The sequence below is a fragment of the uncultured Lutibacter sp. genome, from assembly GCF_937891065.1.
In the GTDB taxonomy this organism is placed as follows: domain Bacteria; phylum Bacteroidota; class Bacteroidia; order Flavobacteriales; family Flavobacteriaceae; genus Lutibacter.
Genome location: NZ_CALAEQ010000159.1, coordinates 1 through 14,393, shown reverse-complemented (window position 1 = coordinate 14,393; position 14,393 = coordinate 1). Strand labels below are relative to the sequence as shown.

Below are 14,393 nucleotides of genomic sequence, written 5' to 3'. Positions count from 1 at the left end.
CCTTAGTTTAAAATTTTTAATAATGAAAAAAATAGTATTTATTTTAGGAATCATTTTAATAGTAATTTCTTGCAATAAGAAAGAATTACCGGTTGTTTTTACAACTTATGATGAAACTTCAGAAATTGCTGAACAGCAAAATCATAAAATTAAGAGAATGCAATTAAAACTCATTCAATCTAAATATCTAGATATGAATGAAGTCTTTAAGCCATTCGAAGAGGATTTAGCTTATTTCTCAGAAAAAGATTATTTTAATCTAGAACCATATATTATTGAAAAAGATATTCCATCAATACAAGAATCTGTTGAAAATGGAATTTTATCATATGAAAAGATTGTATTGTTTTATTTGTATAGAATTAGAAAGTATGAAAGTAACAATCAATTGGCTTTGCATACTATAATTTCATTAAATCCAACTATAATTAGCGAGGCACGAGAAAAAGATAAAAATAGACCTTATGATACTTCATATTCACTTTATGGTTTGCCAATACTTTTAAAAGATAATATTAATACCGTTGGAATGCCAACTACGGCTGGTGCGTTTGCATTGCAAGGAAATATTAATACAGAAGATGCTTTTATAGTGCAGAAATTGAAAGAGAAAGGAGCACTTATTTTAGGGAAAGCTAATTTAAGCGAGTGGGCTTACTTCTTTTGTAGTGGTTGCCCAGTTGGTTATAGTGCTGTTGGTGGACAAACATTAAATCCATACGGAAGAAAAATATTTGAAACTGGTGGTTCAAGTGCAGGAAGTGGAGTTAGTGTTGCAGCTAATTTTGCAGTAGCAGCAGTAGGAACTGAAACTTCTGGTTCAATTTTATCACCTTCAAGTAAGAATTCTGTAGTTGGATTGAAACCAACAATTGGGTTATTGAGTAGAACAGGAATTGTACCTATTTCAAGTACTTTGGACACACCAGGTCCTATGACTAAAAGTGTGATTGATAATGCTATTTTTTTAGCAGCCATGATAGGAGAGGATTCCGAGGATAATACAACAAAGAATACGGATAAGAATATTGATTATTTAAAAAATTTAACAAAATCAACTCTTAAAGGAAAGAGGTTTGGTGTAATTAAACAATTATTAGCAGATTCAATTTATTTAAAAACCATTGCTAAAATTAAAAGAGCTGGTGCTGAAATTATAGAATTTGATCCTCCTAAACTGAAATTGGAAGGTTTTATTACGTTATTAAACATTGATATGAAATATGATTTACCTAATTATCTTAAGAAATATGCAGATAAGAATATTTTAGTAGCTTCTGTTGAAGATGTTATCAATTTAAATCTTCAAGATTCATTAAAGAGAGCACCTTATGGTCAACAATTACTTGAAGGAATTGTTGCTGATTCAACTTCATCTTTGTCATTTCAAAAAATTAAACAAAACTTGCATGAAAATGGTGTGATATTTTTTAGTAAGCCAATGGATTCACTTAATTTAGATGCCGTTTTATCAATAAACAATTACCATGCAGGATTTGCTGCTGTGGCAAAATATCCTTGTTTAACAATTCCAATGGGGTATGAAGATTCTGGTGAGCCAATTAGTTTAACCTTTATAGCAAAACCATTTCAAGAACAAAAATTATTACAAATGGGTTATGCTTTTGAACAATTAACAAAAGTTCGTAAACAACCAAAAGGCTATTAACAAAGTAGTTACGTAAAAAGATTAGTTTACCACTAAAAATTAGTATTTTTGCGCTCCTTAAATATAAAAGATGAGAACCAAATCGAAGAAAGAGAATAAAATTAATGTAGTTACTTTAGGATGTTCTAAAAACGTGTACGATAGTGAAGTACTAATGGGACAGCTAAAAGCAAACAATAAAAATGTGGTTCATGAAGATGAAAATGACGATGGAAATATTGTTGTAATAAATACATGTGGTTTTATAGGAGATGCAAAGGAAGAATCCATTAATACTATTTTGCATTATGTAAACAAAAAGGAATTAGGTGAAGTTGATAGAGTTTATGTATCGGGTTGTTTAAGTGAACGTTATAAACCAGATTTACAAAAAGAAATTCCAAATGTTGATGAATATTTTGGAACTCACGATTTGCCAAATTTATTGAAAGTTTTAGATGCAGATTATAAGCATGAATTAATTGGTGAACGTTTAACAACTACACCAACACATTATGCATATTTAAAAATTGCTGAAGGTTGTGATAGACCTTGTTCGTTTTGTGCAATTCCTTTAATGCGTGGAAAACACGTATCAACTCCAATTGAAAATTTGGTGATTGAATCTACAGAATTAGCAAAGAAAGGAATTAAAGAATTAATTTTAATTGCGCAAGATTTAACATATTACGGTTTAGATATTTATAAAAGAAGAGCATTAGCTGATTTACTAAAAGAACTAGCTAAAATTGATGGAATTGAGTGGATTCGTTTGCATTATGCGTTTCCAACAGGTTTTCCATTAGATGTTTTAGAGGTAATACATAATGAACCTAAAGTTTGTAATTATTTAGATATTCCTTTACAGCACATAAATGATGAGATTTTAAAATCGATGAAAAGAGGAACTTCTCATGAAAAAACTACTAATTTAATTGCTGAGTTTAGAAAATCGGTTCCTAATATGGCGATTAGAACTACACTTATTGTAGGTTATCCAGGAGAAACTGAAGAAAATTTTCAAGAGTTAAAAGATTGGGTACAAGAGATGCGTTTTGAACGTTTAGGAGCTTTTGCTTATTCACATGAAGAAAATACTACGGCAGCTGATTTAGAAGATAATGTTCCTGAAGACGTTAAGCAACAACGTGTGAATGATATTATGGAAATTCAAAGTCAGATTTCTTTTGAATTAAATCAAGAAAAAGTAGATAAAGTCTTTAAAGTTTTAATTGACAGAAAAGATGGAAATCAATTTGTTGGTAGAACAGAATTTGATTCACCGGATGTTGATAATGAAGTTTTAATTGATGCTACTAAACATTATGTACAAGTTGGTAAGTTTGCAGAAATAAGAATTACTTCAGCAACAGAGTTTGATTTATATGGAGAACCAGTTTAAATTTTAAGTAATAGAATAAAATGATTATTAATTTAAGTTATATAAAATTTATATGTTAGTGGTTGGAATTCATGTTTGGATTGGTTTTTTAGCTTTTGTATTTATTATGCTAGCGTTAGATTTAGGTGTTTTTCATAGAAAATCTCATATAGTAAAAATAAAGGAAGCACTTATTTGGAGTGCAATTTGGATTTCTATAGCAATGCTGTTTAATTACGGTATTTATGTTTATATGGGCAAAGAAAAGGCCATTGAGTTTTTGACTGGTTATGTTATTGAAAAATCATTGAGTGTAGATAATCTATTTGTTTTCATTATGATTTTTTCGTATTTCAATGTGAACCCTAAATTTCAACATAAAATTTTGTTTTGGGGTATTCTTGGAGCACTTATAATGAGAGCATTTTTTATATTTGCAGGTGTAGCATTAATTGCTAAATTCCATTGGATTATATACATATTTGGAGGTTTTTTGGTATTTACAGGAATAAAAATGCTTTTTCATAAAGATGAAAAAATAGAACCTGAAAAAAATCTTTTAGTGCGTTTATTTAAAAAATTTATGCCTGTAACTACTGAAGAACAAGGTGATAAATTTTTTGTAAAAATTAAAGGAAAAACTTTTGCAACTCAGCTCTTTATAGTTTTACTGTTGGTTGAGTTTACAGATTTAATTTTTGCAGTTGATTCAATCCCTGCAATTCTTGCTATAACAAATGATACCTTTATTATTTTTACGTCCAATGTATTTGCTATTTTAGGTTTAAGAGCATTGTATTTTGCTTTGGCAGGAATTACTCAATATTTTCACTATCTTAGTTATGGATTATCTGCAATTCTTGTTTTTGTTGGAGTAAAAATGTTAATTGTAGATTTGTATAAAATACCAATTATCTATTCTCTGTTTGGAATCTTAGGTATACTAATTATATCAGTCGTATTTTCTCTTATTTTACCTAAAACTGAAGAAGAATTAATAGATTAGAATTGTTTAATAACACTAAACAATTTAAGCTTTAAAAAGGACCATTTTTAGTTCATTTTATTAAATACCAATAAAGGTACGTTGGTATAAAATGAATAATTTTCAGATTTACTGCTATAAAATAATTTTTCAAAAAAACTTCTATTTTGACGGGTAAACATTACTAAAATTGAGGGCTTAAATAATAATACAGACTCATTAATTTTTGAAATTAAATTATCTGAATGGTCACAATCTATCAAATGTAAATCAATAGCACCCTTAGGGTATTTATTTATAAATGTTGCAATGTTAAATTCGTTATTTACTTTGTTAAAAGGGAAATTAAAATGTAATAACTTTACTTTGGCTTCTAATGGTTTTGCAAAGGTCATTACTTTTTTTAGTTCACTTTCAGTATTTATAAAATCTGAAGTGTAAAGTATCTTTTTTATTTTTTTTGTTCTATAATTGTTAGGTACTACTATAATTGGAACGCTTGAAAAATTAATTAGATTAGAAGTTGTTGTTCCCAATATTTTATGAATAGTCCCAGCTCCTCGTGCACTAATACAAATAAAATTATAATTATTTTTTAAAGCGTATTCTCTGATGTTGCTATCTGTAAAAATAGATTCTTTAATTACATATTTAACATTTTCAGGAACAGTACCCTTAATTTTATAAATAGATTTCACATATTGAATAAGTTTTTTTTGTGTTTTTTCTTTTTCAATTCTTTTTTGTGATTTAAAAGTAGCTTCGCTCCATGAAAATGGTTTAATAAAAGTATAGGAATGAAAGAATGTCAATTCAAATTTTTGCTGTTTTGCTAGCTGAATTGCAAAACGTACAGCTGTATTTGAGTTGATAGAAAAATCAGTAGGAACAAGAATTTTTTTCATCGTTTACCTTTTTGAATACTTAAATTTACAAAATTTTAATCAAATTTTATAATTTGCTTGTTATCAGTTGTGTTAAATATATAACGTGTCGCTTTATCTATGATTCTTAGAATTATACAAATTTTGTGTTTTATAGAATGAGTTAAAAATTTGTTAGATATTTTGTACAATTGCGTCAAACAACCTAAATTGTTTACTTTTAACAATAATTTATTTAAATAGTAATGGGAGGAAACGAATTACCGGATTACGATTTTGAAAAACATTGGAATAATGCTTATCAAAAAACACCTATTGATGGTTTAGGTTGGTATGAAGAAGATCCAATTCCGTCAATGGAATTAATTTCAGCATGTAATTTACCAAAAGATGCACAAATTTTTAATGCAGGTGTAGGTGCCGCAACATTAATTGAACTTTTATTAAATAAGGGCTATACAAATATTATTGTAAATGATATTTCATCGGCTGCTTTAACTGAATTGAAAAATAATTTAACGGAGCATAAACATTCTCAAGTTCAGTTTATTGCTGATGATTTAACCAATCCTTCAGAATTATTAAAGCTTAAAAATGTTGATTTGTGGCATGATAGGGCTGTTTTACACTTTTTTACTACTGAAAAGCAACAAAAAGTATATTTTGATTTGATTAGACAAGCGATTAAGCCAACTGGTTTTGTGATTTTAGCCGAATTTAATTTAGAAGGCGCAAAAAAATGTAGTGGTTTAGATATTGTTAATTATAATGAAGAAATGTTGCAAGAGCGATTAGGAACTGATTTTAAGTTACTAAAGTCGTTTAATTATACCTATACTCAACCTTCTGGAGGTTTAAGAGAATATGTATATACTTTATTTCAACGCACAGTTTAATTTTGAGAAATGAATATACTTAAAAATTGCATTTACAATGAATGTTATAACAATATGAATGACATCTGTCAAATAAATATTACTAAAAAATAACGGATGAAAGTACACCATATTCCATTTAAAAAGACGGGTTATTTTTCAAAAATAGTTTGTGATTATTTAGATAAAAAAGATGATTTATCTGATTTTTATGGAAATTTTCCTGATTTAGAAGGATTTAAAAAACAAATTGAAACTAAGGAACTATCATTCCAATCACAATCTAGGAATCTTTTAGTTGATGTTCTAAAAAGTCAATTTGAAAATACTGAAATTTCAGATAAAACACTACAAAATATTGAATCCCTTTCAAGCGATAATACATTTACTATTACAACAGGGCATCAATTAAATATTTTTACAGGACCGTTATATTTCTTGTATAAGATAATTTCAACGATCAATTTAACGAAAGTATTAAAAGAACAATTTCCAAAAAATAATTTTGTACCTGTTTATTGGATGGCTACTGAAGATCACGATTTTGAGGAAATAAATTTCTTCAACCTGAAAAATAAAAAGATAACTTGGAATAGAAATAGTAGCGGAGCTGTTGGAAGATTGAAAACTGAAGATTTTGATGTGGTTTTTAAGGAGTTTTCTAAAGAAATTGGTAATTCTAATGATGCAAATTACTTAAAAGAACTATTTAAAAAGTCTTACTTAGATCATAGTAATTTAAAAGATGCAACTCGCTACTTGGTGAATGAACTTTTTGGAGCATACGGCTTAATTATTATTGATGGTGATAATGTGCAATTAAAAGAACAATTTGCGCCTTTTATTAAAGATGAATTACTAAATAACACTTCATTCAAAGAAGTGTCAAAAACAATTGAGAATTTAGGTGAAAATTATCCAATTCAAGTTAACCCAAGAGAGATTAACTTATTTTATTTAAAAGATAATTTAAGGGAACGTATTGTTTTTGAGGATAATAAATATAAAATTAACAATACAAATCTTATTTTTTTAGAAGATGAAATTTTAAATGAAGTTTCAAATAATCCTGAAAATTTTAGTCCAAATGTAATTATGAGGCCGTTGTTTCAAGAAACAGTTTTGCCAAATTTATGTTATATTGGTGGAGGTGGAGAGTTGGCATATTGGTTTCAATTGAAAAATTATTTTGATGTTGTAAATATACCTTTTCCTATATTGTTATTAAGAAATTCAGTGTTGTTAGCTTCTGAAAAACAAGTAATTAAGAGTTGTAAACTAAAAATTTCTTTACGAGAATTATTTCTAGAACAAAATTTGTTAGTCACAAAAAAAATAAAAGAAATATCAGCTATTGAAATTAATTTTTCAAAACAAAAGGAACATTTACAGCAACAATTTATGGCTTTAAAAGAGCTTGCAAGGCAAACAGATGTTTCTTTTTTAGGAGCTGTAAAAGCTCAAGAAAAAAAACAATTAAACGGATTACATAATTTAGAAAAAAGATTGCTAAAAGCACAAAAACGAAAACTTTCTGATGTTGTTGAAAGAATTAAAATAGTTCAAAATGAATTATTTCCAAATCAAAGTTTAGAAGAGCGAACTCGTAATTTTTCCGAAATTTATTTAATATTAGGAGATGAATTTATTCCTATGTTAATTAATGCAATTAACCCTTTGCAATTAGAGTTTACAATTATTGAATATTAGCTATTTGTATTCACTTGTATAATGCAATTTTACCGTTGGGTATTTACTTTGTGTCATCTGAATTGTAAATGCAGAGTCTGCTAAAAACACCAATTGTCCTTGTTTGTCAGTTGCCAAATAGCGTTGTTTTACACGCTTGAATTCTTTAAATTCATTATTTTTAGGGTCTTCTGGCTCTACCCAACATGCTTTGTGCATAGGTAAATTTTCATAGCTACATTTAGCTCCATATTCATGTTCTAAACGGTATTGGATAACTTCATATTGCAAAGCACCAACAGTACCAATAATTTTTCTTCCATTTAAATCTAATGTAAATAATTGTGCAACACCTTCATCCATTAATTGATCTAAACCTTTAAATAATTGTTTAGATTTTAGAGGGTCAGCGTTATTTACATAACGAAAATGTTCAGGAGAAAAACTAGGTACGCCTTTAAAGTTTAAAACTTCACCTTCGGTTAAAGTATCTCCAATTTTAAATGTTCCAGTATCTTGAAGCCCAACAATATCACCTGGGAATGATTCATCAACAATTTCTTTCTTTTCAGCAAAAAAAGCATTTGGACTAGAGAATTTTAATTTTTTATTATGGCGAACATGTAAATAGGGTGAATTTCTCTTAAAAGTTCCTGAAACAATTTTAACAAAAGCCAATCTGTTTCTATGATTAGGATCCATATTAGCATGAATTTTAAAAACAAAACCAGTCATTTGCTCTTCTTTAGAATCTACCAAACGCTCTTCAGACATTTTTGGTTGTGGGGTAGGTGCAATTTCAACAAAACATTCTAATAATTCTTTTACTCCAAAGTTATTTAAAGCAGAGCCAAAAAATACGGGTTGTAAATCAGCACTTAAATATTCTTTTTTATTAAATTTAGGGTAAACTTCTGAAATCAATTCAAGTTCTTCACGTAAAATATTGGCAGGTTTTTCTCCAATTATTTTATCTAATTCTGGAGTTGAAATATCTTTAAATTCAACACCTTCAGAAACTGTTTGTTTGTTATCACCAGAAAATAGATTGATCTTTTTTTCGTAAATATTATAAATTCCTTTAAAATCATAACCCATTCCAATGGGGAAACTTAAAGGAGTGACTCTTAATCCTAATTTTTGCTCAACTTCATCTAATAAATCAAAAGCATCTTTACCTTCACGATCCATTTTATTAATAAAAACAATCATTGGTATTTTGCGCATTCTACAAACTTCAACCAATTTTTCGGTTTGCTCTTCAACACCTTTTGCAACATCAATAACCACAATAACACTATCTACAGCAGTTAAAGTTCTAAAAGTATCCTCAGCAAAATCTTTATGTCCAGGAGTATCTAAAATGTTTATTTTTTTGTCTTTGTAAATAAAAGCAAGAACAGATGTAGCTACAGAAATACCACGTTGGCGCTCTATTTCCATAAAATCGGAAGTTGCACCTTTCTTAATTTTATTATTTTTTACAGCACCAGCTTCTTGTATAGCGCCACCAAATAATAATAACTTTTCAGTTAAAGTAGTTTTACCTGCATCGGGGTGCGAAATAATTCCAAATGTACGTCTGCGTTCTATTTCTTTTAAAAAACTCATCTTCAAATTTTGAGGTGCAAATTTAGGGATTTAAAGATTAAAGATTGAAAAAATAAAAGATTAAATATCGACTTATTTCAGTGTTTCAAATAATTAAGTTTCAATTGAAAATTGTAAATTTGTTGCAATTCAAAATATAATGATAGAAGAACAAGTTATTTTAGTAAATGAAAAAGATGAGCAAATTGGTTTAATGCCAAAAATGGAAGCTCATGAAAAAGCAGTATTACATAGAGCATTTTCAGTTTTTGTTTTTAATGAAAAGAACGAGTTAATGTTACAACAAAGAGCAGCGGATAAATATCATTCGCCATTATTATGGACAAATTCTTGTTGTAGTCACCAACGTAATGGAGAAAGTAATATTGAAGCAGGTAAGCGTCGTTTGCAAGAAGAAATGGGTTTTGTTTGTGAGTTAGAAGAAGTAACTTCATTTATTTATAAAGCACCGTTTGATAATGGTTTAACTGAGCACGAATTAGACCATATTATGATTGGTTATTACAATGATAATCCAATAATTAATAGGGAAGAAGTTGAAAGTTTTAAATGGATGACTGTTGAAGAAGTGAAAAATGATATGTTAGAACATCCTGAAGTTTATACAGAATGGTTTAAAATTATTTTTGAAAAGTATTATAGTTTTATAAGTAAAAACAAAGCTTAAATGAAAGTAACCGTTAATAGAAAAGCACATTTTAATGCAGCTCACAGATTGTACAATGCTGATTGGACAGATGCAAGAAATGCAACGGTTTTTGGTAAATGTGCCAATCCAAATTACCACGGACATAATTATGAATTAGTAGTTTCAGTAAAAGGTGAAATTCACCCCGAAACTGGTTTTGTAATGGATATGAAAGTTTTAAAAGCTTTAATTGAAAGTGAAATAGAAGAAAAATTTGATCATAAAAATTTAAATGAAGAAGTAATTGAATTTAAAACCTTAAATCCAACAGCTGAAAATATTGCAGTAGTAATTTGGGATAAACTACGTGCTAAAATTGATGATAATTTAGAGCTTTCAGTGACGCTTTATGAGACTCCAAGGAATTTTGTAACTTATTGTGGTAAATAAAAAAGAGACTTACAGAAGCCTCTTTTTTATTAAATATTATTTTTTCTTACAAGTATTTAATCCTAAAATTGGATATAAAGGGCAATAACCTACCAAACTAGTTAATACAAATACACCAGCAAAAACAAGCAATACAATTGCTAATGTGCCACCACTTATAATTCCTTGCCAATATAAAACGGCAATTACTATTGCAATTAGCACTCTAATAATTTTGTCTACAGATCCCATATTTTTTTTCATAATAAAAAACACTTTTAGTTAAATTAAAAATTAAAGTTACTCTTTTTTTTGTTTATTTAATTCATCTTGTAGTTTACGCATTGCTTTTTGCTCACGCTCTAAAGCGCTTTTTCTGTGAGTCTCAAATTCTTCTTCTAGTTCTGTTAAGTCTAGTTTGGCTTGAGTGGTAATGCTATTACTGCTTTTATATTTAAAAATATAGTAGAATAATAAAATTAGTAGAATACCAATTATTGAAAACATTAAGGTTTTAAAAAATGATTTTTCAAACTCAATTCCTAATAAGGAAATACTTTGCTTTTCATTGGTTAAATTGGTGATATTACTTTCATGATTTACTATTGAAGTTTTTAAACTGTCAATCGTTTTTTTCTGAGAATTAATAATTGTATAACTTTTTAGAATTTCATTTTTCGACTTTGATAAAGAGTCTATTACGTTAGCCTCTAATTCAGTTAACCAATTTAGTTTTATATTTTTATATTCTTTATAACTGAAAGATTTATTGATAAGATAATCAAATTGATTTTTTACAGATCCTGTATCAATAAACTTTTGGTTAGTTTGGCTAAATAGCGTAGTTAAGGAGAAAGATAAAATGAGAATAGATATGATTTTCTTTTTCATAATTTTAATTAGTTTTATTAAGTCACTAACGAAAGTTAATGATAATTTATTACAATTTTAAAGTGATATTTATTGGTATTTGTTTTATTGTTTAATTAACCTTTATTAGTGTTAAATCTATTATTGAAATTTTCTAAAAATAGTTTAATATTCGTTGGTTGGATTGCTATGTTATCAAGAACAGTTTTCCAGATTTCATTAAGCATTATTTTTATAATAATTATCAAGTTCTTTAATAAGCACTTCTTTAGTCTTTTTATCTAATAATGAATATTGAAATGAATTTTTCGCCAACTGGTAGAGATCAGTTTTAGTTAAATTTAAAGCCTTTTGAATTTCAATATAATTTTTATTTACTTGTCCACCAAAATAAGCAGGATCATCAGAATTTATAGTCACTTTTAAACCTAAATCCATCATTTTTTTCAACGGATGATTTTTTAAATCATCAACAACTTGCAATGCAGTGTTTGATAATGGGCAAACGGTTAAAGCCATATCACGTTTAATAATTTCAGCAACTAATTTTTCATCTTGAAGTGAATTATTTCCATGGTCAATGCGCTTAATTCCTAAAATATCAATTGCTTCCCAAACATAATCAGCAGATCCTTCTTCACCGGCATGCGCAACAGGAATATAACCTTCTTTAACAGAAGCTTCATACACATTTTTAAATTTTGATGGTGGATTCCCTTTTTCGGAAGAATCTAACCCAACAGCAGCAATTTTACTTTTAAAAGGAAGTGATTGGTTTAATGTTTTAAAAGCATCGTCTTCACTTAAATGACGTAAATAACTCATAATTAATAATGAAGAAACGTTTAATTTTTCTTTAGCATCATCACAAGCTTTTGAAATTCCGTTTATTACAGTTTCAAATGAAATACCACGCTCTGTATGTGTTTGTGGATCAAACATAATTTCAGTGTGACGCACATTTTGAGTTGCGCATTTTAGTAAATAGCTATAAGTTAAGTCGTAAAAATCTTGTTCGGTTGTTAAAACCCCAGCACCTTGATAATAAATATCTAAAAAGTCTTGTAAACAATCAAACTTATAAGCTTCTTCAATTTCTTTAACTGAATTATATGGTATTTTAATGTTATTTCTTTTTGCAATCTTAAACATTAATTCTGGCTCAAATGAGCCTTCAATATGTAAATGCAATTCTGCTTTTGGTAAATTTTCTATAAATGTTTTCATTTGTATTTCTTATCTTTTTTTAAAGGCAGTAAAATTCGTATAAATTATTTGATTAGAAGAAACTATTTAGTTTGTTCATTTCATATTGCAAAACTAACTAATTATTTTTAGGGATATTTGTTAAAAATTAAATATGAAAAAATATGTCATTTTTATTTTGGGAATAATTGGAGTTCTGTTTCTAATTTAAGATTTAATTGCAGTTTATGGGAAAAAAATAGAAGTTGGGGATAAACTACCTTCATTTAAACTTTAGAATCAAAAAGGAATTGTACAGTATTTTTTTAATATTCAGTTTAATGCAGAAAAACACATTGAAAATTCGCTTAAAATTTTAAAGGGTTTAAACATTTCTCAATAATTATGATTATTATGGATGTAAATTCATTTTATGTGAAATTTAATAGTTAATATTTAATATTTTGATGAAATAATTAATCAATTTCTTGTAAATTTGCAGCGATAAAAATAAATAGAAATTATGGCAAGCATTAAAAATTTAAAAAAAGATATTAATTACGTTTTAGGAGATATTATTGAAGAGTGCTATACTTGGGAATTATTAAACCCTAAAACTGATTCTAAAGCTACTGATGCTATTATAGATGAAGCAATATTAGCATTTGATTCTTTAGTTGAAAAAATAAACATAAAAAATGTTGAAAATAAAAAGGCACATTTTAAAAACATAACTTTAGAATTAGAGGAGATAGCTAATAGTTTGCTTGAAAAGATAAACAAACTGTAAGTTTTACAAATTAAGTGTTAAAAATATTTATTTTATATATTTATTTTTTGTACTTTTAATGTAATAAAAATAGATATTAAACGTTTTTAATTTAACCAACTAAAATCTTTTAAAATATGGCAAGAGCAATGTTTGAGTACACAAAAACCGTACTTGAAAAAGTTAGTTTCAATAAAGACTTATTTAAAAAAGAATTAGAAAAAGCAATAAATAGATTATTACCTTATGAGATTAAAGAATTGTACTTTTGGTTAAGAGAGTTTACAATAAATAAACCAGATTTACATACTTGTTTATTATTAGTTAAAAATTAAAAAAAAAGGAGCTTTTAAGCTCCTTTTTTCTTGTGTATTGGGCTAATTATTTTTACATCGTTAAAGGCAATTACGCCTCTTACAATTCCATCAATAACATTTTTTAATGCTTCTATTAATTGAATTTTTAGCTGAGATTTATGATAAATAATACTAACTTCTCTGGCTGGAACAGGTTCTTTAAATTCTCGCAAATAAATTTTATCTTCTTGATTTAAATCTAAAGTTTGTAAATAAGGTAGCAGCGTCATACCTAAACCTTCTTTAGATAGTTTAATTAATGTATCAAAACTTCCACTGTGTAATTGAAAATGTTGGTTTTTACGTCCAAATGTACTACACAAGTTAAGAATACTGTCTTTAAAACAGTGACCATCTTCTAATAATAAAATATCATCAATATTTAAATTGTCAACATCAATTGATGTGTTTTTATATAAGCGGTGTTCTGTTGGTACAAACCCAACAAATGGTTCATAATATAGCACACGCTCTTTTATCATTTCATTTTCTAAAGGTGTTGCAGCAATACCTACATCAATATGGCCATCAGATAATTTCCTTATAATTTCTTCAGTAGTTAATTCTTCAATCTTTAAATTTACTTTTGGGTATTTTTTTATAAATGTTTTTAAGAAAATTGGCAATAGAGTAGGCATTACAGTTGGAATTATTCCTAATCTGAAATCTCCACCAATAAATCCTTTTTGTTGATCTACAATGTCATTGATTCGATTGCTTTCGTCTACAATAATTTTTGCCTGTTCAATAATCTTTTTACCTATTTCAGTAAGTTGAATGGGTTTCTTCTTTCTATTAAAAATTTGAGTGTCTAATTCTTCTTCAAGCTTCTGAATTTGCATACTTAGTGTTGGTTGAGTAACAAAGCAATGTTCTGATGCTATAGTGAAATTTAGATGTTCAGCTACCGCTAAAACATATTTAAGTTGTGTAATAGTCATTGTTATAAGTATTTTTGATAAAGATATTAAAACTATCAATAATAATTATATAATATCGAATTTATTTTTGAATAAATTTGTTTAGAATTAAAAATAGAATAAAAATTTAACAATAAAAGAATAATTATGAGCACAACAATTT

General features: G+C 27.4%; 15 protein-coding genes. 9 read left to right on the top strand and 6 right to left on the bottom strand.

Features of this window, described 5'->3' with window-relative positions:
• Positions 1-22: 22 nt before the first annotated feature.
• The 3 genes from Q0352_RS08735 to Q0352_RS08725 all read left to right on the top strand — a co-directional run bounded on the left by Q0352_RS08735 (position 23) and on the right by Q0352_RS08725 (position 4,035).
• Complete coding sequence (locus tag Q0352_RS08735; protein WP_299526740.1) at positions 23-1,669, top strand: amidase family protein; 1,647 nt, start codon at positions 23-25, stop codon at positions 1,667-1,669.
• Positions 1,670-1,739: 70 nt separating this feature from the next.
• Positions 1,740-3,050 (top strand): 30S ribosomal protein S12 methylthiotransferase RimO, encoded by a 1,311-nt coding sequence (gene rimO / locus Q0352_RS08730; RefSeq protein WP_299526738.1) that lies wholly within the window; start codon positions 1,740-1,742, stop codon positions 3,048-3,050.
• A 52-nt stretch (positions 3,051-3,102) separates the two neighbouring features.
• Positions 3,103-4,035, top strand: coding sequence for a TerC family protein (locus Q0352_RS08725; protein ID WP_299526735.1), 933 nt, complete (start codon positions 3,103-3,105; stop codon positions 4,033-4,035).
• 47 nt (positions 4,036-4,082) lie between these two features.
• Here the strand turns inward: Q0352_RS08725 and Q0352_RS08720 are convergent, their stop codons facing one another.
• Positions 4,083-4,919 (bottom strand): universal stress protein, encoded by an 837-nt coding sequence (locus Q0352_RS08720; protein ID WP_299526733.1) that lies wholly within the window; start codon positions 4,917-4,919, stop codon positions 4,083-4,085.
• Between the two features lie 224 nt (positions 4,920-5,143).
• On the opposite strand from Q0352_RS08720, the gene Q0352_RS08715 reads away from it, so the two are divergent.
• Positions 5,144-5,794, top strand: coding sequence for a methyltransferase domain-containing protein (locus Q0352_RS08715; RefSeq protein ID WP_299526731.1), 651 nt, complete (start codon positions 5,144-5,146; stop codon positions 5,792-5,794).
• A 96-nt stretch (positions 5,795-5,890) separates the two neighbouring features.
• On the top strand, positions 5,891-7,483 hold the full coding sequence (bshC, locus tag Q0352_RS08710) for a bacillithiol biosynthesis cysteine-adding enzyme BshC (protein ID WP_299526729.1): 1,593 nt from the start codon (positions 5,891-5,893) through the stop codon (positions 7,481-7,483).
• Here the strand turns inward: bshC and Q0352_RS08705 are convergent, their stop codons facing one another.
• Positions 7,484-9,073, bottom strand: coding sequence for a peptide chain release factor 3 (locus tag Q0352_RS08705; RefSeq protein ID WP_299526727.1), 1,590 nt, complete (start codon positions 9,071-9,073; stop codon positions 7,484-7,486).
• 139 nt (positions 9,074-9,212) lie between these two features.
• Between Q0352_RS08705 and idi the strand changes: the two genes are divergently transcribed.
• Together idi and Q0352_RS08695 are read left to right on the top strand one after the other, a co-directional pair.
• Positions 9,213-9,740 carry an isopentenyl-diphosphate Delta-isomerase gene (idi, locus tag Q0352_RS08700; RefSeq protein ID WP_299526724.1) on the top strand — a complete coding sequence of 176 codons (528 nt, stop codon included), beginning with the start codon at positions 9,213-9,215 and terminating at the stop codon, positions 9,738-9,740.
• Positions 9,741-10,151: a 6-carboxytetrahydropterin synthase gene (locus Q0352_RS08695; protein WP_299526721.1), complete on the top strand. Its 411-nt coding sequence runs from the start codon at positions 9,741-9,743 to the stop codon at positions 10,149-10,151.
• A gap of 36 nt (positions 10,152-10,187) precedes the next feature.
• Here Q0352_RS08695 and Q0352_RS08690 read toward each other — a convergent pair whose 3' ends face one another.
• The 3 genes from Q0352_RS08690 to Q0352_RS08680 all read right to left on the bottom strand — a co-directional run bounded on the left by Q0352_RS08690 (position 10,188) and on the right by Q0352_RS08680 (position 12,227).
• A complete protein-coding gene (locus Q0352_RS08690; protein WP_299526718.1) occupies positions 10,188-10,394 on the bottom strand; it encodes a DUF2892 domain-containing protein in 207 nt (68 codons plus the stop codon).
• 36 nt (positions 10,395-10,430) lie between these two features.
• Positions 10,431-11,021, bottom strand: a complete 591-nt coding sequence (locus Q0352_RS08685) for a hypothetical protein (protein ID WP_299526716.1) — start codon at positions 11,019-11,021, stop codon at positions 10,431-10,433.
• A 198-nt stretch (positions 11,022-11,219) separates the two neighbouring features.
• The gene (locus tag Q0352_RS08680; RefSeq protein WP_299526713.1) at positions 11,220-12,227 is read right to left on the bottom strand and encodes an adenosine deaminase; all 1,008 of its coding nucleotides are present in this window, start codon (positions 12,225-12,227) and stop codon (positions 11,220-11,222) included.
• Between the two features lie 481 nt (positions 12,228-12,708).
• On the opposite strand from Q0352_RS08680, the gene Q0352_RS08675 reads away from it, so the two are divergent.
• Both Q0352_RS08675 and Q0352_RS08670 read left to right on the top strand, forming a co-directional pair.
• On the top strand, positions 12,709-12,975 hold the full coding sequence (locus tag Q0352_RS08675; protein ID WP_299526710.1) for a hypothetical protein: 267 nt from the start codon (positions 12,709-12,711) through the stop codon (positions 12,973-12,975).
• A gap of 116 nt (positions 12,976-13,091) precedes the next feature.
• Positions 13,092-13,289, top strand: coding sequence for a hypothetical protein (locus Q0352_RS08670; RefSeq protein WP_299526707.1), 198 nt, complete (start codon positions 13,092-13,094; stop codon positions 13,287-13,289).
• A gap of 14 nt (positions 13,290-13,303) precedes the next feature.
• Here the strand turns inward: Q0352_RS08670 and Q0352_RS08665 are convergent, their stop codons facing one another.
• Entirely contained in the window at positions 13,304-14,251 is a 948-nt protein-coding gene (locus Q0352_RS08665) for a hydrogen peroxide-inducible genes activator (RefSeq protein WP_299526704.1), read from the bottom strand.
• Positions 14,252-14,393: the final 142 nt, after the last annotated feature.